This is a genomic window from Nostoc parmelioides FACHB-3921 (assembly GCF_014696625.1).
Classification (GTDB): Bacteria; Cyanobacteriota; Cyanobacteriia; order Cyanobacteriales; family Nostocaceae; genus Trichormus; species Trichormus parmelioides.
The window spans coordinates 1-25,110 of the sequence record NZ_JACJQL010000022.1; the positions used below are offsets into that span (position 1 = coordinate 1).

Consider the following 25,110-nt stretch of genomic DNA (forward strand, 5'->3'; position numbering starts at 1 on the left):
TGGTGTTGAGGAATTTACTTAATGACGAGGCAGGGGGCAGGGGGAGCAGGGGGCAGGGGGCAGGGGGCAGGGGAAGCAGGGGAAGCAGAGGAGGCAGGGGGAGAACTGACTGCAAAATTTTTGCCCAATCCCCAATCCCCAATCCCTGTCCCTCGCTCAATTTTAGAGCGAATGGTGCAAAGTAGCGATCGCCAACTCAATCTGATTAACTCTTTATTAGAAGCTCATATTGGTGAGGTGCAGGGTTTGAGCTTGCAATGTCAGCCTGTACAATTACAGATGGTGGTAGAAGCGGCGATCGCAGATTTAGAACCCATGTTGGTAGATAATCAAGCCACTTTGATCAATTTAGTCACCGCAGATTTACCATTAGTAAATGCCGATCCTACGCAAGTATGGCGAGTGTTTTCTAACTTCATCGTCAATGCCATCAAGCATAATCCCCCTGGATTACACCTAACAATCAATGCTATTCCCCAAGATGACAAAATTTTCTGCACTGTCAATGATAACGGTGTAGGCATCAGTCAACAACAAAGCGATCGGTTATTTGACCTTTATTTTCGGGGTGGTAGTATTCGTAATTCCTTGGGTTTGGGCTTGGGTTTATACCTATGTAAGCAAATCATCACTGCTCACGGCGGTGAAATTGGGGTAAAAAGTGGTTTAGAGAAAGGGGCTACATTCTGGTTTACGTTGCCCGTCACATCAAATCAGGTTAACCAATTATAGTTTCTGCCCAGCATAGATTGAGCGCACTTCACCATTACGCCGAACTATAGCTTCACCATTATTGACATCAACTAAAGTCCAACCGCTAGCACCAATAGTTTCACCAATGCTGACACGTCGGCTAGTGCCATTAACTTGAAATAAGGCAACAGATTTATTTCCCAACTCTAATAAGCCTTCTAAGGTGTGGATAGGGGTTGGTGCTGGTGCATTGACGGTGAGTGATGCCACAGGTACAGCTTCTCCACCAGTGTTAGGCTGTTTCGGGAGACTCGTACCGAATGGAACGACAGGCAAGTTTGGGAGTAATTTAGGTGCTGGTTGGATGTTAATTGGTGCGTTACGTACAGCTACTGGCTTGAGTTCCGAACGCACAGCCGAGGCTAACATATTCACGCTTGCAGGTTTGCCTGCTGGTTGCACTTGAGTTAAGGTATTTTTCACTATGTTAGGTTGACCCGTAGCCGAATTATTCGCAACCGGTGGTAAAGGTGAGCCAGGAATAACTGGCGGTGCATAGCGCATCGGTAAGGGTGCTTGATAAACAGGTATGTAAATGCGCTCAACAACGTTAGAACGGCTAGCGGCTGGTGATGTATTATTGGCGGTGAGGGGGGATGGTAGATTACCTGGTGGCGGTTGACTGTTGTTGAAAGCTGAGGTTGTGGGATTATAAGTCATCCTGCTGCCAACTGCCGAACTAGCTGGTTGCCGATTTTGGATATCTGATTTATCGATAACTGCCAGCGCTCCTAGCATATAGTTAGCTAGCTCTCCCTGCACATCTGGCTGAGGAAGTAGTTGTGCTTGTGGTACATAAATATTTGGCTGGGTGAGTTTGGAAGTGAGTAGAACCAACACACCCGATTGCAATATATATAGTACACCCGCGATCGCCACACCAAGGGTTGTCCCCACAATCAGCATTTTGCCCAAAGTTAGTTGAGTTTGCTGACGGATTTTCGTCATCTGTTTGACAGATTGAGACTCAACTACAACCTTCCCTCCCTGTCTACTAATGACGGAAGATACACTCTGTACACCTCGATTGAGTGAGTTGGGTAAAACAATTTGCGGCACATCTAGGGTCTGCAAATGTTCATATTCTAAAGTTTGGTGATGAGAAGGGTTGCTGGAACTATGGAACCAATCACTGGCGGCAGTTTCATTCATCCTACTGACTGGAGATGCTTGGCATATTTGTCTACCTCTTGTGTTAGTCAGGTGAGGCAAGTTCACATCAAGAATCTCGTCGATATCAGCAAAAAGTTCATCCATCAAGCCATCAGCATAAAATTCTATCGACCAAGGCTCGTTAACGATCAGGTCTTCTGACGGTTCTGGAATAATGAGATGGGTGCTAACTTCTTGTAACATAAGCATTTTAGGGTAGTAGCTGCCAGGATGGGGCAACACCGCCCCTACTGCCTGGGAATCAGGATTTTTAAAATATGTGAGGACTTAAGCAATGAGACTCTTGGTTCTGGTGGGGTGTAAGGGTATGAAGATGTAAAAACTTTGAATCACTATACCCCTATACCCCTGCACCCCTTTTCCAAATCGTTGATTTTTGTTCTCATGCGAAAACCCTATTTGTATTAAATCCAACGCAAAAGCGGGGATCAGTTGATGATGCCAGTTCTGGATTCTTGTCATCTATCATACCCATCCCTCCCTCTACTATACTCACCCTTGATGAAGATGAAGTTAAGGTAAAGCGGCTAATCCTGTCTGGTGCTTGGTTTGACGCAATTCTAAATAAATTAATAAGGCGTTGATATCGGCTGGATTGACTCCACCGATTCGGGCTGCTTGACCAATAGTCAAGGGTTTGACCTTATTCAGTTTTTCCCGCGCTTCTTTGGAGAGGGTTTCCACAGTTGTGTAATCCAAATCCTTTGGTAGTTGGCGCTGTGCTTGACGGGCAATCTGTTCGATTTGGCTTTGTTGCCTGGCGAGATAGCCAGAGTATTTGATGTCAATTTCTGCCCCTTCTCTTTCGGCTGGGGTAAGTTCGGGGTTTCCTAAGCCATATCTATCGAGGTCTACATAATGGAAGCCTGGGCGACGCAGTAAGTCAGCCAAGGTGATTGAACCTTTAATGGCTTGTTGGGTATTAGAGGCGATCGCTTTGCCTACTTCATCATTTTCTTTTACTCTGGTAGCATACAGCCGTTCTTTCTCACCTGTAATCTGCTCCTGTTTACGGGTAAACATTTGCCAACGACGGTCATCTATTAAGCCTATTTCCCTTCCTAAAGGAGTTAGGCGCTGGTCAGAGTTATCAGAACGTAGCAGCAACCGATATTCGGAACGACTGGTAAGCATCCGGTAAGGTTCGCGGAGGTCTTTTGTACACAAGTCATCAACTAAAGTTCCTAAGTAACTTTGCTCACGAGGAAAAACTATCATTTCCTCATTTCGGACAAACCGCGCCGCATTAATTCCGGCTACAATCCCTTGGGCTGCGGCTTCTTCATAACCAGTTGTACCATTCACCTGTCCCGCACAAAACAAGCCAGCAACTTTCTTCGTCATCAGTGTGGGGTAACACTGAGTTGCGGGTAAGTAGTCATATTCCACAGCATAAGCTGGACGTAACATAACGCAATTTTCCAACCCAGGGAGACTACGTAGCATCTGTAGTTGCAAATTTTCGGGCAACCCTGTAGAAAACCCTTGGATATATAATTCAGGAATATCCCGTCCCTCTGGCTCAATAAAGATTTGATGACTTTCTTTATCCACAAAGCGGACAATCTTATCTTCAATACTGGGGCAATAACGGGGGCCTTTGGCTTCTACCCAACCACCATACACAGGCGATAGGTGCAAGTTTTCTCGAATCAGGCGATGGGTTTCGGGGGTAGTGCGAGTCATGTGACAAGGTAGCTGTTCCCGTTCTACCCACACATCTGGGTCAAAACTAAACCAACGCACTTCCGCATCCCCTGGCTGGAGTTGCATCTTACTGTAATCTACTGACCGCTTATCTACCCGTGCGGGTGTACCAGTTTTCAACCTACCAGTTTCAAATCCCAAACGATTCAGGGTTTGGGTTAATCCCTCAGCCGCAAACTCTCCAGCACGTCCGGCTGGCATGGATTTGTTACCTACCCAAATTTTCCCCCCCAGAAATGTACCTGTGGTTAAAATTACGGCTTTACACTGGAAAGCTACACCAAAGTAAGTTTCCACACCTATGACTTCATCATTAGCACCCAGTACCAAGTCCGTCACCATACTCTCGCGGATGCTCAAGTTCTCTTGATTTTCCACAATATTTTTCATGATAGCCGCATATTCCCGCTTGTCAGTTTGGGCGCGTAATGCCCACACCGCAGGCCCTCGTGAAGAGTTGAGGATGCGCTTTTGTAGATATGTGCGGTCTGCCATCTTGCCAATTTCCCCGCCCAAAGCATCTACCTCATGGGTCAACTGGGATTTGGCAGGGCCACCCACAGCCGGGTTACAGGGTTGCCAAGCAATTTTATCCAAATTGAGCGTCAGTAACAAGGTACGACAGCCGAGACGAGCAGTAGCGAGGGCCGCTTCGCAACCGGAGTGACCTGCACCGACGACAATGACATCAAAAGCGTCTTGAAATTCCACTGAATTGTGCATGGTCATACGTACAGGATTAACAAGCTGAGATTTATCCCTGATTCTAACCTAATCTAGCCCGTGATTTTAAGTAGGCTAACCTTCGACAGCAAACTGCATCGAGTTCATGATGCTATTTGATTTTTAAAATATATCTAGGGTGGGCAATGGCTAGCATATCATTCGCATAAATGAATTTTGCTATAAATATAATTATGTAATTTCTTATATTTATTTAGCATTGGTAATTTTATGAGGCGATTTATTAAGAAGTTGAAATTTATTCTTATTACAGTTTTCATGGTTATTACACTAGTTGCCAGTAATGAAATTAATTATTCCAAAATCGCCCAAGAAAACCAAATATTAAATGCCTGTACAATCAATAATACCGTAGCTTGTTTGGAGATATATCAAAAACCGATATTACCAACACCCTTTCCTAATAATCCGCAAACTGAACAAGAACGTTTTTTGTCTGCGATCGCTACTAATTTACCAGAAATTCCCCAACCCAATAGCTATGAATATATATTGCTTCGTGCCTACGGTGCAGCTTTTGTAGACCCAGATCCAACAGTTAAATTTCCTTCTAAGGTAGTTTTTAACAACGAGCAGGAGACGGAAATATTTCAAACTAATTTAACGATGGATAAAATCATAGGCACTAACAATTGTTACTTACAACAATCAGCAGCATTAGCTTTAAATAAAGCACGTTCTCAACAAAATATTCCTCTCAAATCTGGCTATGGTGCTAGTGATTGTACTCGTAACTACGCCACAAATTTAAGATTCTGGAGAAAATATGCTAACAAAAATACTTTAGATAAAGTCAGGGAAGGCAAAGAAACAGCAATTCTTGGTGTAGTTGCACCACCAGGAGCATCACAGCATCTTTGGGGTTTGGCAATTGATTTACGAGTATCTAATACTAAACAAAGACAAGCTCTTTATGATAATGGTTGGTTTCAAACTGTAGAAAATGACATACCACACTGGACTTATCTTGGTGTTAATGCAGATAATCTGGCAAGCTTGGGTTTAAAAAATAAAGTTGTTAGAGGAATTAGCTATTGGTTGACACCAATTTAATTGGACTTATGCACCTGGATTTTCTGTTGAGACTGGGGGTAGGGGTATAGGGGTGTAAGGGTATGGGGGTATAGGGGTGTAGGGGTTTCAAAGATTTATGCGTCAGTCCTATTTAATTAGGATTAGAACTTACAAATGTAATGGTTTGTAAATTAACGGCTACGACTAAAAAACACCGCCGCCAGCACAATTAAACCCAAAAGCGCCAAAGGAACACCCAGATTAGGTAAATCAGATAAACTCATCAGATAGCTATTTTTAGGGATAATTTCTTTTATACAGCAAGCAGCCTGCACGGAGAACCCAGGATGACATCTCCAAACACAGTTATATGGCTACGAGAACGGACAACTTTAGGTATTCTCTCATCGATGGTGTTGGATGCGATCGCCCAAACTTTGGAAGAGCAAGTTGTACCAGCCAATAGTACTCTAGTTTCAGAAGCTACTCACCCAGAAGCACTGTATATTGTCCAAGATGGTCAACTAGAAAGCGAAACTACTAATCAAAATAGTTCTGCTTTAGCTCGTGGGTTTCTACCAGGAGCGGTCATCAATCTGCAAGAATTACTCTTGGATGAATTAACACCATGTAAAATTGTCACCTTAACAGAATCTCATGTGTGGGTCATACCTACGGCTAAATTTCGGGACTTAATTAGCCAATACCCGGAGATTAATCAGGCTTTTTCTCGACAATTGGCGCAGGAATTAGCCCAGGTGACATCTGCGTTAACCTATGAGCAAGAACGTTCTGTAGCGTTGCGTCCCTATTTAGTCACCAAAGCGCAACGGGGAATTGTGGGTACGAGTCGCTACGCTGTGCGTCTGCGAGAGCAAATTCGCGGTGCGGCTACTGACCGCAAATCTGTAGAAATCTTTGGCGAACCAGGTTTAGAAAAAGATAATATCGCTACTCTAATTCACTTTAGTTCCCCCAAGCGACGGGAACCAATTATTAAAATCAATTGTGGGATTTTGCAGACAAGCGGTGCAGATTTATTTGGTCGCGCAGGCGGTAAACCTGGACTGTTGGAGTGGTTGGGGGAAGGTAGTTTAATTCTCAACAATATCCAAGAATTACCTCCAGAGTTATTACAACCTGTAGCGCAGTTACTGCAAACAAATACATATACTCCCGTTTCTCGACCAGGAGAACCAGCTGCTACACCCCGTACCAGTAAAGCCCGGATTCTACTTGTGTCGGAAAAAACCGAGTCTAAGATTGAGCGTTGTGTGGGACATATTATTAAAGTACCACCGCTACGGGTAAGGAAAGCTGATATTAAAGCCCAGGTAGAATATTACACTAGTTTGTATGTGCGATCGCGTGGACTGAAGAAACCCCACATAACCCCAGAAGCTTTACGCCGCCTACAATCTTATGATTTCCCAGGTAATCTCAAGGAGTTAAAAAACCTTGTAGAAAGGGCAATTGTGCAAGCAGGGGAACGCAGGGAATTAACCGAAGAAATATTCTGGGCGGCGGAACCGAAGAAAAAACAATTCCGGGTCAATCTTTTAAATCTTTATCCAGGGTTGCGGCGATTTTTACGCAGTTCTTGGTGGCCTGACAAGATTAACTATGGTTTTACGGTTGTAGCGTTTGCATTTATTGTAGGCGTTTTGTTTCTCGGCCCGCAAACACGCGATCGCAATTTTGCTTTAAATTTATTTTGGGCTTGGTGGTGGCCTCTCATCCTCTTGATTTTTCCTTTTTTCGGGCGTGTGTGGTGTGCTGTCTGTCCCTTCATGATTTACGGGGAAATCACCCAAAAACTATCTCTGTGGCTATTCCCCCGCCAACTCAAGCGCTGGCCGCGAGAACAAGCAGAAAAATGGGGCGGATGGTTTCTATTTGGTTTATTTACCTTAATTTTCCTGTGGGAAGAACTTTGGCATTTAGAAAATACAGCCTATCTTTCCGCTTGTTTACTATTATTAATTACCTCTGGGGCTATGATTTTTTCTGCCCTGTTTGAGCGACGTTTTTGGTGTCGCTATCTTTGCCCCATTGGGGGAATGAATGGTTTGTTTGCTAAACTTTCCATGACTGAACTCAGAGCGCAGCAAGGTATTTGTTCTGCTACCTGTACTACCTATCAATGTTATAAAGGTGGCCCCGAAAAAGGCGAAGGGATGGAAACAGATGGTTGTCCTTTATATTCTCATCCAGCCCAGTTGGAAGATAACCGAGATTGTGTACTGTGTATGACTTGTCTCAAAGCTTGTCCCCATCGTTCTGTAGAATTTAACTTACGTCCCCCTGGCATTGAACTTTGGACAACTCATGTACCCCGCAATTATGAAGTAGCTTTGTTATTTTTGCTGTTAGGGGGAATATATATCCATCGTTTACCAGAGTTGTTGGATCGGCTAGGTTTACAAATAGATTTGACTCGATTTTGGCTACATTTAGGGATATCAATCATAGCATTATTAATGCCATCTGCTATTATTTTATCCAGCTACTGGTTAATTAAAATCTTCAATACTCGCCGTAAACCTCGACGCTTGATTGAACTTGCTTATGGTTATTTGCCATTAGTTTTAGGAGGAAACTTTGCTCACTATCTACGTTTAGGTTTAGGTGAAAGTGGCAAGATTATCCCCGTTACTTTTGCCACATTTGGTCTGAGTGGTGAGCAATTACCAATATTAGTAGCACACCCAGCCGTGATTGCCTTTTTACAAGGTGCAACTCTCATTTTTGCCGTGCTGTTGACGATAGTATTGACGCAAAAAATCGCCCGACAACCATTGACAACCTTAATTTGGCAACACCTCACAGCTATGATTTTGGGTATAAGTATGTGGACAATTATTGTTCTTTAGGTTTTGTTATTAGGACTGACGCAAACAGGTTATCCGTTGAGGACGGGTGTAAGGGTTTCAAGCATTTATTTTGAACTTTGAATTTTGTAGCTTTAGCTTCCCGTAGGGTATTTTGAATTGATTCATACCCCTACACTCTTGTCCAAAACCTTGATATTTCGTTTTCATGCGTAAGTCCTAACTATGATCTGATGAGGGAGGGAGCAGAGGGAAAATATCTGACTCAGTACCGACTATACGCCCTACCAGCACTAACATCACTGATTACTCAGTAATCATTGTTAGTCAATATCTAGTTGATGGGAATAATAACTAAGTATGTATGCAATTTGTGAGGCTTTTCATCAGCGAATTGCGACTTAAGGCTAGAGAAGTAAACACAAGTTTGCATTATGAGGTATGTATAAATGGCAACCCAAGAATATTCCAACCCCATCATTACCGGATATCAAATTAGTTCTCAACTATATGCTGGTTCCAAAACAAGAGTATATCGAGCTATCCGTGAGCAAGATCAACGCCCGGTAGTTATTAAACTTCTAGCCTCAGATTATCCCAATTTCCAAGAATTACTACAGTTTCGCAATCAATATACTATTAGCAAAAATCTCAACATTACCGGGATCATTAGTCCCTTATCATTAGAAATCTATGGTAACGGTTATATTTTGGTGATGGAAGACACAGGAGGTATTGCTTTACGAGAATATATCAAAACCACTCCCCTTCCCCTAATCGAATTTTTGGCGATCGCTATCCAAATAACTGATATTCTGCAAAAAATACACCTCAATCGTGTAATTCACAAAGATATCAAACCTTCAAACATCCTGATTCATCCCCAAACAAAACAAGTTCAATTGATCGACTTTAGCATCGCTTCATTACTACCTAAAGAAACCCAAGAAATCAGAAGTCCCAATGTTTTAGAAGGAACTCTCGCCTATATTTCCCCCGAACAAACCGGCAGGATGAACAGAGGAATCGACTACCGGAGCGATTTTTATTCTTTGGGTGTAACACTTTATGAACTATTGATGGGAGAGTTACCATTTAGTTGTGATGATCCGATGGAGTTGGTGCATTGTCACATAGCAAAAACACCGATCGCCTTGGGACACCAACAACATATTCCCCTGGTGTTATCTGATATCATCATCAAGCTGATGGCAAAAAACGCTGAAGATAGGTATCAGAGTGCTTTGGGATTAAAGCATGATTTAGAAACTTGTTTGTACCAACTCAAAAATAACGGCAAAATTACAGCGTTTGAAATTGGTAAATGGGATATGTGCGATCGCTTCCTCATTCCCGAAAAACTTTATGGGCGAGAAACTGAAGTTAAAGTCTTACTGCAAGCTTTTGAGCGTATCACCAAAGGCAAATCAGAAATGATGCTAGTGGCAGGATTTTCGGGTATTGGTAAAACCGCCGTCGTCAATGAAGTTCACAAGCCGATTACCCGTCAACAAGGATATTTTATCAAAGGTAAATTTGATCAGTTCAATCGCAATCTTCCCTTATCAGCCTTTGTGCAAGCCCTACGCGGTTTAATGGGGCAATTGTTATCAGAATCAGACTCCCAATTGTCTAGGTGGCGTACCAAGATCCTCGATACTGTGGGTAATAACGGCCAAGTGCTAATTGAGGTGATTCCTGAACTAGAAATCATCATCGGAAAACAACACCCTGCGCCGGAACTGTCGGGAACAGCCGCACAGAATCGCTTTAACTTATTGTTCCAAAAGTTTCTGGCACTTTTTAGCACCCCAAAACATCCCTTGGTGATGTTTATAGATGACTTACAGTGGGCAGATACGGCTTCCCTACAGTTGATCAAATTGCTGATGGAAGACCAGAGTTATCTGCTTTTGTTGGGGGCTTATCGAGATAATGAAGTCCACACCACCCACCCATTGATTTTGACAGTAGAAGAACTGAAAAAAGTGGGAAAGACTGTGAATACAATTACTCTCGCCTCCCTGACCTTCTGTGATACAAATCGTTTAGTTGCTGATACCCTCCATTGTCCAACAGAGCGATCGCATCCCCTGACAAAATTAATTGAGCGTAAAACCAAAGGTAATCCCTTTTTCATCACCCAGTTTCTCAAGGCTTTACACGAAGATCAGCTGATTACTTTCAATCGTCATCAAGGTCATTGGGAATGTGATATTACTCAAATTAATGAACTATCCCTCACTGACGATGTGGTGGAGTTTATGGCGCAGCAGTTACAGAAATTGCCTAGCAAAACACAAGATGTACTCAAATTAGCTGCTTGTATTGGTAACTCTTTTGATTTAAATACTTTAGCAATTGTTTTAGAAAAATCAGCAGCAGATACGGCAAATGCGTTGTGGAAAGCTTTGCAGGAAGGATTAATTCTACCTCAAAGCCAGGTCTACAAATTTTATTTGAATCACCAACTCCAAGATGCCAATGTTAGTAATAGCCAAAATGTGGAATATCGATTTCTACACGATCGTGTCCAACAAGCTGCTTATTCTTTGATTCCCCTAGAGCAAAAACAAGCAACTCATTACCAAATTGGACAACTTCTGTTACAACAGATTTCCCCAGTTGCTAGAGAAGAGCGAATTTTTGAACTAGTCAATCAACTCAATTACGGAATTGCTTTCATTACCCAACAAACAGAACGAGATGAATTAGCACAACTCAATCTTACTGCTTGTCGTAAAGCTAGGAGTGCCACAGCTTATCAAGCGGCTCATGAATATATCGCTGTGGGGTTGTCGTTATTAGGAGAGAATGCTTGGCAGCGCCAGTATGAAATCACCTTAACTCTACATGAATTTGCGGCGGAAGTCGCTTCTCTGCGCGGTGAATTTGCACAGATGGAACAATGGATTAATGTTGTCACCGCTCAGGCGCACTCTTTCATTGAACAAGTTAACGTTTACCGTATTAGGATTCAAGCTTATATCTCCCAGAATAAATTTGTCGAAGCAATTGCGATCGCCCAAAAAATCCTACAACAGTTGGGGGTAACCTTTGCTGAAGCTCCCACACCAGCAATTATTCAACAGGAAATCCAAGAGATTAGGGAACTGATTGGTGACAGAGCAATTGCAGATTTGGTTCACCTACCCATCATCACAGATGAGGAGAAAGTTGCCATTGTCCAGATTGCCAGTAGCATCATGACAGTGGCTTACCTCTCCGGCTCTCCCCTGTTTCCATTAATCACTTTGCTGTTAGTCAAAATATCCATCCAATACGGAAGTACACCCGCTACAGGGTATATATATAGTACTTATGGTGTGCTGCTGTGTAATGTTTTGCAAGATGTGGATACAGCAACAGAGTTTGGTCAATTAGCACTGCAAATACTGTCTAAATTGGATGCTAAGGCGACTCAACCCCAAGTTTTGCTCATTTTGGCATTGTATATTTTACAACGCAAATCTCATATCCAAGAAATTTTACCACTCTTGCAAAAAGGCTATGCGATCGCACTGGAAGTGGGCAATCTAGAGTTTGTCGGCCATCATGCCCACAATTTTTGTAGCCATTCTTTTTGGTGTGGTCAGCACCTTGCCACTTTACAAGAAGATGCTCGCGCCTACTGCAATGAGTTGGAGCAACTCAATCAAGTGACAACAGCCAATTATGTCCGCATTTATTGGCAATCTACACTAAATTTACTTGGTTTTGCTGCCCATCCCAGCATCTTGTCTGGGGAAGCCTTGCATGAGCAAGAATTTATGCCTCTGTTAATAGCTGCCAATGATGGGTATGGGTTGTATATTTTATATTTGTATAAACTGATGTTGTGCTACTTGTTTGGTGAAATTGAGACAGCAAAAACCATTACCATTGATATTAGAAATCATTTAATGGCTGCTGCTGGACTCTTCTGTGAACCCATATTTTATCTCTATGATTCTCTGATTGCTTTAGCACAGTTGAGACAAAATTCAGACGAAGTATCAGCCACATTAAAGTACGTTGCAGAAAACCAAGCCAAGTTACAACAATGGGCGCAATATGCCCCCATGAATCACCAACATAAGCTTGATTTATTGGCAGCAGAAAGATATCGAGTTTTGGGTGAAACAACCTCAGCAATTGAATATTATGATCGCGCTATCTCCGGAGCAAAAAAATACCAATACATTCAGGAAGAAGCACTCAGCAACGAGCTAGCAGCTAAATTTTACTTGGACTGGGGCAAAGACAACGTTGCTCAGATATATATGCAGGAGGCATATTATTGTTACGCACGTTGGGGGGCAAAAGCTAAAATTGATGACTTAGAAAAACTCTACCCCCAACTGCTTAAACCCATCTTGCAACGGCGACAACTCAACTTTAACCCCTTAGAAACTATTGCACCGACTAACCGCAATACCATCGCCGTCTCAACAGACACTGCCGGCACAAGTAGCACTAGTATTTCTGATATCCTGGATTTTACTTCTGTCCTCAAAGCTGCTCAAGCCATATCCAGCACCATCGAATTAGAAGAATTAATTGTCAATTTGACGAAAATTATCCTCGAAATTTCTGGAGCTAAAAAGATTGTTTTAATCCTCCCCCAAGACAATACTTGGTGTGTTCGGGCAATTACTTTTATTACTTATGAGAACAAACCAGAAGGAAGAATTCAAAACATTCTGCTTTCAGAAACAATTGATACTTGTCAACATATCCCTGGAAAAATCATTAACTACGCCAAAAATACCCTGGAAACTCTTGTGATCGATAATTATCAAATAAACATTCCTGGGTTGATAGATCAATATCTCCTCAAACATCAACCGAAAAGTGTATTATGTCAGCCAATTATCAAACAAAGCAATTTAGTCGGTATTTTATATTTGGAGAATCAAATTACCTCCGGAGTATTTACCCTAGAACGCTTGCAAGTAATTAACTTACTTTCCTCTCAAGCAGCTATATCTTTAGAAAACGCTTGCCTCTATCAAAAAGCTCAACAAGCATTACAAGATTTACAAGCAGCCCAATTACAAATTATCCAAAGTGAAAAAATGTCTGCCTTAGGTAATTTAGTAGCTGGAATAGCCCATGAAATGAATAATCCTTTGGGTTTTATTGTCGCTACTCTGGCACAAGCTAAACCCGCCATAGCCGATATTGCCGAACATCTGAGATTATACCAAGCAAAGTTCCCCCACAAAAGTGCAGAAATTATTAACCACGCTGAAGAAATCGATTTAGATTATAGCTTAGAAGATTTGCCAAAGATGATAGATGCAATGGTGATGGCAAGTGACAGACTAAAAAATATCAGCACCAGCTTAAGAACTTTCTCCCGTGCCGATACAGACTATAAAGTACGCTTTAATATCCACGAAGGTATAGATAGTACCATTCTCATTCTTAAGCATCGGCTCAAAGCTAATGCACAACGTCCCGCCATTGAAGTGATCACCGATTACGGTAATTTACCTGAAATTGAATGTTTTCCTGGGCAATTAAACCAGGTGTTTATGAATATTCTCGCCAATGCTATTGACGCATTAGAAGCAGCAAATAAAGGACAAACTTTTGAGGAGATAAAAGCTCATCCTCACCAAATTATAATTACCACCTCAGTCCACAATAACCAAGTTAAAATCATCATCGCTGATAATGGAATTGGTATGAGTGAACAAGTGAAACAAAAAATATTTGACCACTTATTTACTACGAAAGACGTTGGTAAAGGTACAGGATTAGGACTAGCGATCGCCCGGCAAATTGTCGTAGAAAAACACAATGGTTCACTATTTGTAAATTCTCAACTCGGTGCAGGGACTGAGTTTGTCATCACCTTACCAATTCTCACTCGTTGAGCAAGCTTTTAAATATAGCCACTAAATTTTGTCCAAAAGATTAAAATTTGGGTGGTAGCCTCCTTGGGAAAATATGTGTAACACTAAGAAGCTACCTCAAGCTATTTTTAAACGGGAGGTTAGGTAATGGCGATCGCCACCATCAATCCCGCCACAGGGGAAACGCTCAAAACCTTTGAGCCACTCAACGATGTAGAAATTGCCGCTAAATTAGATTTGGCAGACCAGGCTTTTGAAAAGTACCGACATACAAGTTTTGCAGAGCGATCGCAAGCTTTGCAAACAGCCGCAAATATACTGGAGCAAGAAAAAGCTGACTTTGCTAAGTTAATGACTTTGGAAATGGGCAAGCCTTACAAAGCAGCAATTGCCGAAGTCGAGAAATGTGCTGCTGTTTGCCGCTACTATGCGGAAAATGCCGCCGATTTTCTGGCTGATGTCAGTGTAAAAACTGATGCCAGTCATAGCTTTGTCCGCTATCAGCCCTTGGGGATAATTCTGGCAGTTATGCCGTGGAATTTTCCCTTCTGGCAAGTGTTCCGCTTTGCTGCACCTGCACTCATGGCAGGTAATGTTGGCTTACTCAAACACGCATCGAATGTACCACAGTGCGCTTTAGCCATTGAAGATATTATCAGCCGGGCAGGTTTTCCTGGAGGTGTATTTCAAACTCTGTTAATCGGTGCGGCAAAAGTTGCCGATTTAATCGCTGATGAGCGAGTAAAAGCTGCTACCTTAACCGGAAGCGAACCAGCCGGCGCATCTCTAGCGGCGGCGGCGGGAAAACAAATTAAAAAAACAGTCTTGGAATTGGGGGGAAGTGACCCATTTATTGTGTTAGAAAGTGCTGATGTAGAAGCAGCCGCCGCTACTGCTACATCAGCACGGATGTTAAATAACGGACAATCTTGTATTGCCGCGAAACGCTTCATTGTGGCAGAAGCGATCGCCGATCAATTTGAAAAGTTGCTGTTAGAAAAATTCACAGCGCTAAAAATTGGCGACCCTTTACATCCAGATACAGACTTAGGGCCACTAGCAACCCCCGATATTCTCCAAGACTTAGACCAACAAGTACAAACTGCCGTTAAAAGTGGCGGTCAAGTCTTGACCGGTGGCTATCCTTTAGCTGATCGCCCTGGCAACTTTTACCCCGCCACAATTATCATAGATATCCCAGTTGATCAGCCCATTGCCCAAGAAGAATTTTTTGGCCCAGTGGCGTTGTTATTCCGTGTCCCAGATATCGATACAGCAATTCAACTGGCTAATGCTACACCCTTTGGTTTAGGTGCAAGTGCTTGGACAAATAACGACCAAGAACGCGATCGCCTGATTTCCGAAATTGAAGCAGGCGCAGTATTTATTAATGGTTTAGTAAAATCCGACCCCAGACTACCATTTGGGGGCATAAAACGTTCTGGGTATGGCCGAGAATTAAGCATTCAAGGCATACACGAGTTCGTTAATGTTAAAACCGTTTGGGTTAAGTAATTGGTGATTGGTAATTGGTAATTGGTGATTAATATTACCCATTACCCATTACCCAAAAAAATATTTATCGCTACTGAGGAATTGAAAATGAATACAGCAGAACTGTTAGTACAGTGTTTAGAAAATGAAGGAGTGCAATATGTTTTTGGACTTCCTGGCGAAGAAAACTTACACGTTTTAGAAGCACTTAAACATTCTTCGATTCAATTTATTACAACCCGTCATGAACAAGGTGCAGCTTTCATGGCAGATGTTTACGGACGTTTGACGGGAAAAGCCGGTGTATGTCTTTCTACCTTAGGGCCGGGGGCGACAAATCTCATGACTGGGGTGGCTGATGCCAACCTGGATGGTGCGCCTTTGGTGGCGATTACCGGACAAGTGGGAACCGATAGAATGCACATCGAATCCCATCAATATCTAGATTTGGTAGCGATGTTTGCCCCTGTTACTAAGTGGAATAAACAGATTGTCCGACCGAGTATTACACCCGAAGTTGTGCGAAAAGCCTTCAAGCGATCGCAAAGCGAAAAACCAGGGGCAGTTCACATAGATTTACCAGAAAATATTGCCGCTATGCCCGTAGAGGGCAAACCTTTGCAGAAAGACAATATCGAGAAAACATACGCATCTTTCGCCAGTATTCGTGCCGCCGCCGCCGCTATTTCTCAGGCTGTTAATCCCTTAATCTTAGTAGGAAATGGTGCAATTAGGGCTAAAGCTAGTGATGCTGTCACCCAATTTGCTACCCAAATGAATATCCCTGTTGCTAATACCTTCATGGGTAAAGGTGTGATTCCTTACACTCATCCCTTGGCCTTATGGTCAGTAGGATTGCAACAAAGAGATTTCATTACTTGCGGTTTTGATAATACAGACTTAGTAATTGCTATTGGTTATGATTTGATCGAATTTTCACCCAAAAAATGGAACCCAGAAGGCAAAATTCCTATTGTCCATATTGGTGCAGATTCTGCGGAAATTGACAGTAGCTATATCCCAAATGTATCCGTTATTGGTGATATTTCTGACTCTCTGGTAGAAATATTAAAAGTAGCCGATAGACAAGGCAAACCTAATCCTTATGCTATCAGCTTAAGAGGCAATATTCGGGAAGATTACGAACAATATGCCAATGATGATGGTTATCCCATAAAGCCACAAAAGTTGATCTATGACTTACGGCAAGTAATGGGGCCTGATGATATCGTAATTTCCGATGTCGGCGCTCATAAAATGTGGATAGCCCGTCATTATCATTGCCATAGCCCTAATACCTGTATTATTTCTAATGGCTTTGCCGCAATGGGTATTGCCATTCCTGGTGCTTTGGCGGCAAAACTCGTTTATCCTAACCGTAAAGTTGTCGCCGCCACGGGTGACGGTGGTTTTATGATGAATTGTCAGGAATTAGAAACAGCCTTACGAGTTGGTACACCATTTGTCACCTTAATTTTCAATGATGGTGGCTACGGTTTAATTGAATGGAAACAAGAAAATCAATTTGGTAAAGGACAATCATCTTTTGTGCATTTTGGTAATCCAGATTTTGTCAAATTAGCTGAAAGTATGGGCTTAAAAGGTTACAGAGTTGAATCAGCTTTGGATTTAATTCCCGTACTCAAAGAAGCCCTAGCGCAAGATGTACCAGCCGTAATTGATTGTCCTGTAGATTACCGAGAAAATCGCCGCTTTACACAAAAAGCTGGTGAGTTAAGTTGTTCTGTTTAGTAATATTCTAGAAATTTTTTAGCTTGTGGTCAGCACTATTTTCAGTGCTTTATTCTGGACTGTAGAGACGTTGCATGCAACGTCTCTACATAATTTATATTGGTATAAATATTTAACTGGATAAAATAAACTTCTAACTTTTGTGATACTAAGTAACCTAACTACAGATAGTCTAAAGCATTAGCTTTATACCAATAGTATGAGAAAGAATAAAACAAATAATGTGTTATGTAATCCTTAAGAATTAGATGTTGAATTCAAACTGGCAAATTCCACTTCCGTTGGATCAATACCTAAATCATCGGGTTGTGATATATTTTTTCAGCGACGGAATCTGGGTACCGATTAAGTATTGCAATTTATCAAAGGCAATTGACCTTCATCACAAAACACTAATTGAAGCAAACAAAGAATTTTTTGTTTTTCCTGTTGATTTAAACCCAAATAATTTCCATGATTAGCCAATGGAGCAATTAAATTACCAATTACCATTTTTCAGCCCAATAAATAATTTCTGAAGCTGAACTATCAATAGCCACGCCATAGCTATCACCGTGATTCCACTTAAAGCTAGGCCTACCTTTATCCTTTGCATTTAAAACAAGTATTTCATAAGAAGGTGGAAAAGACTCGACAGCAGATTCACTGGTGTAGAAGAAAGTAGTTGGCACACCATTAGGTAAATTGGCGTGAACGTTGGTGTCACCGCCTCTATATTGATGTTTAGCTAATTTGCGGTACTGTTCGAGTAACTGTTGAATCTGTTCTGGTGACTTTCTCAGCCTTACTTGGAAGTAAGCACCAGTTTGTGAACTTCCTGGTGCATAGGCTAGGCGCTCATTTTCGACTCCTGCCGGTATTTCTGTAGGAAAGTGTTTAATGTCGTCCTGACTAGACCAAAGTTGATGACGTATTTCTTTGTAGCGTGATGTATCTGTGACTATTTCCGACTGGCTACTACTGATAAAAGCTTTTCTTAGAAAGAAACTTCCCCCAACAACACCAACGCTGCCAAGAGACAATAAAACTATCATCGTGATTTTGACTAGGTGCGATGGGTTCTGACCCAATGTAAGTGAGCGCTTCATAGAGTTGGGTGAGTCTAACTTCTATAGCCATATACCCAACTACTAAACTATATTCGTAATATTTCGGAGGAGATCGCAGATATTTTGATAAAAACTTTTTAAAAGTACGGAAAATACTGCTTTTTTATAAAATTTAGGTAAAGATTGTTCAGTAGAAATACGTAAAAAAATAAGGACACAGCATTGCTTTGTCCCTCTGAGTGTGAAGTTATGAGGATTTACGTATGAAAATGAAAAATTAAGGGTTTGGACAAGGGTGTAGGCTAACATCTTGCAGCTTCTCAATCAGCAAGTGGTGGGTAATGCCCACCCTACGAAATAATCAGCCTTTTACCCTGTTATTTTCGTCATAAGAGAGTGGTGCAAGGTGTAAATGAGGATGTCAATTTTTAAACCCCTTACACCCTTACACCCTTACACCCTTACACCCTTACACCCCTATACCCTTCCTTACAAAGAACCAAATATCATCCCAGCCAGTACAATAAAACCAATCCAGACATTTTGCCGGAACATCTCACCATAAGCAGGATTAGGCAATTGTGGCTGTCTTAAACGTAAAACCTGCCAAATCCAACCAACTGAAGCGATTCCTAAGGTAATCCAGAATGCTAAATGTAGGTGGATGGCAACACCCAACCAAGTTAGGCAAATAATTGTGCCTAAAAAGAAAATTCCAATAGCTAAAGGAGCATAATCACCAAAAAATAAGGCACTGGAATTAACCCCAATCCGTTGATCATCTTCGCGATCGCTCATGGCGTAAACTGTATCAAATCCCAATGTCCAGAGTAAGGTTGCCCCCCACAGTAACCAAGTTGCTTGAGAAATGTTTTGTGTTACCGCACTCCAGCTAATTAACACCGCAAAACCCCAAGCAATGGATAAAACCAACTGCGGGACAGGAAACACTCGCTTTGCACCGGGATAAAGCAAAATTACAGGCACAGCAGCCACAGATAACCAGAAGCTTAAGGAGTTAAGGTAATATGCAAGAATTGCCGCACAAAATAACGCTATAATACCAACTACAATACCAACTTTTATAGAAAGCGTCCGAGCTGCTAAGGGGCGATCGCGCGTTCTCTCCACTTCTGGATCAATATCCCGATCCCACAAATCATTAACCACGCATCCAGCCGCACTGGTAGCCAGAGTACCCAAGACAATTACCCCCACCAAAGGCAAAGGGGGTTTGCCAGCCGCAGCCAAAAATACAGCCCAAAGTGCCGGAATCATCAAAATTAATCGTCCTTCTGGTTTGTGCCACCGCAAAAGACGGAGAATTGTTAGCCAAATGGGTTCTTGGTTAGTTTCTAACATGGGGATTGGGGATCGGGTATGGGGGATTGGGTATTGGGGATTGGGGATTGGGTATCGATGTAGATTACCTATGACTATCCTGTTGCTTTCTACTCTTCCCAGTCCCTAGTCCCCAGTCCCCAGTCCTTACTTCACACATCTTTACATCTATAGAATAGCGTTATTTGATATTTGTAAAGACATAATCTTCAGTGGCAACTTTAACTAAATTTAATTAAATAGTCACTAAAATTGTCAGTAGCAGGGTGAATATACTTAAGTTCAGGTAGTTCCAACTACGCTCAACCTGAGAATTAAGTGTGTTGCAACATATATCAGTGCCAACTACCCCCGACACATCATTCATTACCATCCATCCTGAATACAGAGAGAAGACTAGATGGTGAATTTAGTTTCATCTAGCTGGGAGAGTGTCAACACTCAACCAGTTCAGCAACACCGCATTATTGCTGCCATTGACATGGGAACCAATTCTCTGCACATGGTAGTGGTAAAGATTGACCCGACACTACCAGCTTTTAGCATTGTTTCCAGAGAAAAAGAAACCGTGCGACTAGGCGATCGCAATATTACCACTGGGGAGTTAAAACCAGAGGTCATGGCAAAAGCGATCGCTGCGTTGAAGCGCTTTCAAGAAGTTGCCAAAACTGCTAATGCGGAAACATTAATTGCTGTGGCAACTAGTGCAGTGCGAGAAGCGCCCAATGGTAAAGATTTTTTACACCAGATAGAAACAGAATTAGGTTTAAGCGTTGACTTGATTTCTGGGCAAGAAGAAGCACGACGCATTTACCTTGGCGTTTTGTCGGGGATGGAATTTCATAACCAACCGCACCTGATTATTGATATTGGCGGTGGTTCTACAGAATTGATTTTAGGTGACACCCAAGAACCTCGCACCCTCACCAGTACCAAAATTGGTGCTGTAAGACTCACTAGCGAGTTAATCACCACAGACCCCATCAGTAATATCGAGTTTCAATACCTGCAAGCCTACGCCAGGGGGATGTTAGAACGTTCTGTAGAAGAAGTGCTAGCTAACCTGAATTTTGGCGAATCTCCCCGTTTAATTGGCACTTCCGGCACCGTTGAAACCATCGCCATGATTCATGCGCGGGAAAAAACGGGTACAGTCCCTTCTACCCTCAACGGCTATCAATTCACCCTCAAAGACTTGCGAGAGTGGGTAAATCGCCTGCGGAGAATGACAAATGCCGAAAGAGCCGCTATCCCTGGAATGCCCGAAAAACGCTCTGAAGTCATACTTGCCGGCGCTGTCATCTTGCAAGAAGCTATGACCCTGTTGGGTGTGGAGTCATTAACCGCTTGTGGTCGCGCATTACGGGAAGGGGTAATTGTTGACTGGATGTTAAGCCACGGCTTAATTGAAGACCGATTGCGGTTTCAAAGTTCAATTCGCCAGCGTAGTGTCCTCAAACAAGCAAGTAAGTATCAAGTTAACTTAGAGTATAGCGATCGCGTAGCTACATTTGCCCTGAGTTTATTTGACCAAACCCAAGGACTACTACACCACTGGGGCAGCAACGAACGGCGATTACTTTGGGCAGCAGCAATTTTACACAACTGCGGTCATCATGTCAGCCATTCATCCCACCACAAACATTCCTACTATCTCATTCGCAATAGTGAACTACTCGGTTACAACGAAACCGAGATCGAAATCATTGCCAATTTAGCCCGGTATCACCGCAAATCACCACCCAAGAAAAAGCATGAAAATTTCCGCAACTTGTTGAGTAAAGAGCATCGGCAAGTCGTGAGCCAATTAAGTGCGCTGTTAAGATTAGCAGTAGCATTAGATCGGCGACAAATTGGGGCGATCGCTCAAATCAAATGTGATTATTATCACCACTTTCAGCAGTTTAATTTGCTCATCTATCCATCTCGACCCGATGATGATTGTGCTTTAGAGCTATGGAGTTTAGACTACAAAAAAGCAGCCTTTGAAGCAGAATTTGGTGTGAAATTACTCACCCATTTGGAAAAAAATTTACTCCCTAGTTTCTCCTAAAAAGCCTACGTTGCTGGTGTTCAATTCAGGGAGTGGTCAAAAGAAGCAGGGGAGAAGAGGGCAGGGATTGGGCAAAAATTTTGCAGTCAGTTCTCCCCCTGCCTCCTCTGCTTCCCCTGCTCCCTGCCCCCTGCCTCTTCCGGTCATAGGTAATAGTTAAAAATCTTCTCCCAGTTACCAATTACCTGTTACCCATGACCAAATCCCCTAAGTATTATTTCCTTCATAAAAAGACACAATTGGGTAGAATTGGTTAAAGTAATCTCTGCACCTGTAAACCAAAGGCATCACCAACACCATGCAACTGAAACTCAGTGCATCCAAATTTCCCATAGCCCCTCTACTCCTAATTGCGCCATTTTTTCTATGGGGGACGGCAATGGTAGCAATGAAAGGAGTTATACCCCACACCACACCATTTTTCATGGCGGGAGTGCGGTTGCTACCGGCGGGAGTGTTAATTTTAATTGCCGCCGCACTGTCAGGTAGACCCCAGCCCAGTAGTTGGCAAGCATGGTTATGGATTGCCTTATTTGGGCTAGTGGATGGAACCTTATTTCAAGGCTTCTTAGCTGAGGGATTAGTCCGTACCAGTGCGGGGTTAGGTTCAGTCATGATTGACTCCCAACCTTTAGCGGTGGCGTTGCTGTCGTTGTGGCTATTTCAAGAACGAATTGGTTTATGGGGATGGCTGGGATTAGGTCTGGGAGTCACAGGAATTAGTTTAATTGGCTTACCTGACGAGTGGATTTTCAGTTTACTAGGTACAGGTGCAGAGGTGACAATTGGCAACTGGCAAAACCTGTTTGCTAGTGGTGAATGGTTAATGCTGTTAGCGGCTTTGTCGATGGCAGTGGGAACGGTATTAATTAGATTCGTAACTCGCTATGTTGACCCTGTAACGGCTACAGGCTGGCACATGATTATCGGTGGTTTGCCATTGTGGGGAATTTCCGCAGTCGTAGAATCTCAACAATGGGAAAATCTGGTAGGTTCGGAATGGCTGGCTTTAGCTTATGCTACCGTCTTTGGCAGTGCGATCGCCTACGGATTATTTTTCTACTTCGCTTCTAGTGGTAGTCTTACCAGTCTCAGTTCCCTCACCTTCCTTACCCCCATATTTGCCCTGTTATTCGGTCATCTCTTACTCTCCGAAGTTCTCAGTACTTTGCAATGGGTAGGAGTATTCCTCACTTTAATCAGCATCTACCTCATAAATCAGCGTGATAACCTGGCAGGACAGAACAAAAAGTCTGTCATGGAGGAAATATCTGCAAAATCCCAGCCAATACTTGCAGAAGCAACTACAAAAAAGCTCAATCCCTTAACTGTAAAAGTTAGGGAATCCGAGCCAGAAACTCTACCCTAAGACACTTGCCCATAAAAAATAATCAATCCTTGAGTGTACAGAGCAAGTATGCTCAGAAAAATCTAAGTTTTTAGATTACCTTGAATCAGAAGAAAAAATAAAATAATTAGACAAAATAAGGTATATTACTAGCAACTATGGTTAGATTTTTGCGTCAAAATAAAAATTAGTACTTACATAGATTTAGGTTATCAATTCCCCGATAACTTTAAAAACACATTCAGGCTCTAACTTTTAATATGAGGCTAAACTACCCCTCAATTGTCATACTTACCTGTTTTTCTTGTGTGGGTTTTTACTCGACTCAAGCCAGCACAGCTACAACTAACTTCGCACCTGAAAAATTAGAAGTGGCGCAAGTCAGTTCCACTTCAACGACTGGACAAGTTGTTCTGAAGCCAGGTAGTCAAGGGCCGGATGTACAAACACTACAAACGCAATTAAAGCAGTTAGGATACTACAGTGGCATTGCTGATGGAAAATACGGAGACAGTACAAAAAAGGCTGTAGCAAAATTTCAGCAAGCTAAGGTGTTTAGTAGAGTTGATGGGGTGGCGGATCTAGCCACTAAGAGAATTTTACAAACAGCCTTGATAGATAATCAGAATAAACTAGCTGTTGCCTCATCTTCTGAAGCTCCCGTCACAACCACCAATAACTCTAGTTCAGCACTTAGAGATTTTCTTTGGTGGTCAATATTGGGTTTAGGAACTTTAGGAACTATTGGCGCAATCTTATATTTATTACGGCGCTTTGACCCCAAAAAACCACAAAAGCAACTCAAAACAGCACCACAAAAAGCTTTAAGTGCCAATCAACAAGATCCCATTGCACCAGTTTTACAAGAGTTAGCACACACATCTAATTATCAGGAAACTACTGCTCAAGCCAGTGTTTCCCAACCAGCGCCAGCATCATTCCCCGCAACAGTGATGCCCATAGAAACGACATCCCGTCTTGCTAAACTCAACATTGTTGATGAGTTAGTTCAAGATTTACGTAGTACCGACCCCACAAAACGACACAAAGCTATTTGGGATTTAGGACAGCAGGGCGATTCCCGCGCAATTCAACCACTTGTGAATATGTTGATTGATGCCGATTCACAACAACGTAATTTAATTTTGGCTGCTTTATCAGAAATTAACGTCCGTTCACTCAAACCAATCAACAAGGCTTTTGCCGTCTCCATGCAGGACGAAAGCCCGCAAGTTAGACAAAATGCCATTCGTGATTTAACTCGCGTCTATGACATGATGGCTCAGATGAGTCAGATGTTAGCCCATGCTCTAGATGACCCTGATGCTGAAGTCCAGGCAACAGCAAGGTATGCCCTAACTCAGATGAATAGAATGCGGAACGTAGATAAAGCAAGCCTAGCAGATAATACTCCAGAAGATTCTCGCTAAAATCCTCACTCACAACTTTTTCATCTGGACTTGAATAGTAGTGTTGCTGCCTGCCAAAATAAAAGCTGCATCTCCAAATTTGGGGGCGCTGGTGCGAACTTCCGGGTTGCGAGAAAACCCAAAGGGTTCTACAGGCATACCTAAGTCATTGCGGTTAAGAGTGCCATCACCATTCAAGTCTTGAATTGCTGCTACAGCGTAAGTCCCTGCTTTTAAGTTGTTAAAAGTAAGTTTCAAGGGTGTTTCGTTAATCTGAGTACACTGCCTATCGAACACCCGTTTGCGGTCACCGGGAAATCCTTGGCTACTAGTAAATATGCTGACGCAGACTTGTCCTTGTTTGTTTTTTAACCCATCAATTTCTACAGTCAGTCTGCCATTAAAATTAGCCCTGGCACTCCCTAACCAAGTTAAATTTCCCAAAGTTGTCAGCAGTATGAGGCTAAATGCCCATTTTTTTCTCATAGGATATTACTTTATTGGTTTATGCAGATTGATCCTGACATGGTTCAGTCAATATACGCAAGTTTTTTGTATAAAAATATTGATTTAATTGCGAAATATAGCCGTAGCCAGAT

The 25,110-nt window shown here is 42.4% G+C and carries 13 protein-coding genes and 1 pseudogene; 9 read left to right on the forward strand and 5 right to left on the reverse strand.

Annotated features, from left to right (window positions below; translation table 11 throughout):
• Positions 1 to 138: 138 nt before the first annotated feature.
• Positions 139 to 732: pseudogene (locus tag H6G14_RS15795) on the forward strand (sensor histidine kinase); the annotation flags it as partial.
• On the opposite strand, the gene H6G14_RS15800 reads toward H6G14_RS15795, so the two are convergent.
• Together H6G14_RS15800 and mnmG are read right to left on the reverse strand one after the other, a co-directional pair.
• Entirely contained in the window at positions 727 to 2,109 is a 1,383-nt protein-coding gene (locus H6G14_RS15800; RefSeq protein ID WP_190568308.1) for a hypothetical protein, read from the reverse strand. The pseudogene H6G14_RS15795 and the gene H6G14_RS15800 sit on opposite strands and share 6 nt — an antisense overlap.
• Positions 2,110 to 2,439: 330 nt before the next feature.
• Positions 2,440 to 4,362, reverse strand: a complete 1,923-nt coding sequence (gene mnmG, locus H6G14_RS15805; RefSeq protein WP_190568309.1) for a tRNA uridine-5-carboxymethylaminomethyl(34) synthesis enzyme MnmG — start codon at positions 4,360 to 4,362, stop codon at positions 2,440 to 2,442.
• Positions 4,363 to 4,587: 225 nt separating this feature from the next.
• On the opposite strand from mnmG, the gene H6G14_RS15810 reads away from it, so the two are divergent.
• The 5 genes from H6G14_RS15810 to H6G14_RS15830 all read left to right on the forward strand — a co-directional run bounded on the left by H6G14_RS15810 (position 4,588) and on the right by H6G14_RS15830 (position 17,311).
• Entirely contained in the window at positions 4,588 to 5,430 is an 843-nt protein-coding gene (locus H6G14_RS15810) for a M15 family metallopeptidase (protein ID WP_190568310.1), read from the forward strand.
• 308 nt (positions 5,431 to 5,738) lie between these two features.
• Complete coding sequence (locus tag H6G14_RS15815) at positions 5,739 to 8,264, forward strand: cyclic nucleotide-binding domain-containing protein (protein ID WP_190568311.1); 2,526 nt, start codon at positions 5,739 to 5,741, stop codon at positions 8,262 to 8,264.
• Between the two features lie 407 nt (positions 8,265 to 8,671).
• The gene (locus tag H6G14_RS15820) at positions 8,672 to 14,086 is read left to right on the forward strand and encodes an ATP-binding sensor histidine kinase (RefSeq protein ID WP_190568312.1); all 5,415 of its coding nucleotides are present in this window, start codon (positions 8,672 to 8,674) and stop codon (positions 14,084 to 14,086) included.
• Positions 14,087 to 14,212: 126 nt separating this feature from the next.
• On the forward strand, positions 14,213 to 15,580 hold the full coding sequence (locus H6G14_RS15825; RefSeq protein ID WP_190568313.1) for an NAD-dependent succinate-semialdehyde dehydrogenase: 1,368 nt from the start codon (positions 14,213 to 14,215) through the stop codon (positions 15,578 to 15,580).
• Positions 15,581 to 15,667: 87 nt separating this feature from the next.
• On the forward strand, positions 15,668 to 17,311 hold the full coding sequence (locus tag H6G14_RS15830; protein WP_010997705.1) for an acetolactate synthase large subunit: 1,644 nt from the start codon (positions 15,668 to 15,670) through the stop codon (positions 17,309 to 17,311).
• A gap of 485 nt (positions 17,312 to 17,796) precedes the next feature.
• On the opposite strand, the gene H6G14_RS15835 is transcribed toward H6G14_RS15830, so the two are convergent.
• Positions 17,797 to 18,399 (reverse strand): hypothetical protein, encoded by a 603-nt coding sequence (locus H6G14_RS15835; protein ID WP_190568314.1) that lies wholly within the window; start codon positions 18,397 to 18,399, stop codon positions 17,797 to 17,799.
• 450 nt (positions 18,400 to 18,849) lie between these two features.
• On the reverse strand, positions 18,850 to 19,722 hold the full coding sequence (locus tag H6G14_RS15840) for a 4-hydroxybenzoate solanesyltransferase (RefSeq protein ID WP_190568315.1): 873 nt from the start codon (positions 19,720 to 19,722) through the stop codon (positions 18,850 to 18,852).
• Between the two features lie 379 nt (positions 19,723 to 20,101).
• On the opposite strand from H6G14_RS15840, the gene H6G14_RS15845 reads away from it, so the two are divergent.
• The 3 genes from H6G14_RS15845 to H6G14_RS15855 all read left to right on the forward strand — a co-directional run bounded on the left by H6G14_RS15845 (position 20,102) and on the right by H6G14_RS15855 (position 24,532).
• The gene (locus tag H6G14_RS15845) at positions 20,102 to 21,754 is read left to right on the forward strand and encodes a Ppx/GppA phosphatase family protein (RefSeq protein WP_190568316.1); all 1,653 of its coding nucleotides are present in this window, start codon (positions 20,102 to 20,104) and stop codon (positions 21,752 to 21,754) included.
• A 298-nt stretch (positions 21,755 to 22,052) separates the two neighbouring features.
• Complete coding sequence (locus H6G14_RS15850) at positions 22,053 to 23,123, forward strand: DMT family transporter (protein WP_190568317.1); 1,071 nt, start codon at positions 22,053 to 22,055, stop codon at positions 23,121 to 23,123.
• Between the two features lie 239 nt (positions 23,124 to 23,362).
• A complete protein-coding gene (locus H6G14_RS15855; RefSeq protein ID WP_190568318.1) occupies positions 23,363 to 24,532 on the forward strand; it encodes a peptidoglycan-binding protein in 1,170 nt (389 codons plus the stop codon).
• A gap of 9 nt (positions 24,533 to 24,541) precedes the next feature.
• Here H6G14_RS15855 and H6G14_RS15860 read toward each other — a convergent pair whose 3' ends face one another.
• Positions 24,542 to 24,997 (reverse strand): DUF2141 domain-containing protein, encoded by a 456-nt coding sequence (locus H6G14_RS15860; protein WP_190568319.1) that lies wholly within the window; start codon positions 24,995 to 24,997, stop codon positions 24,542 to 24,544.
• Positions 24,998 to 25,110 lie beyond the last annotated feature (113 nt).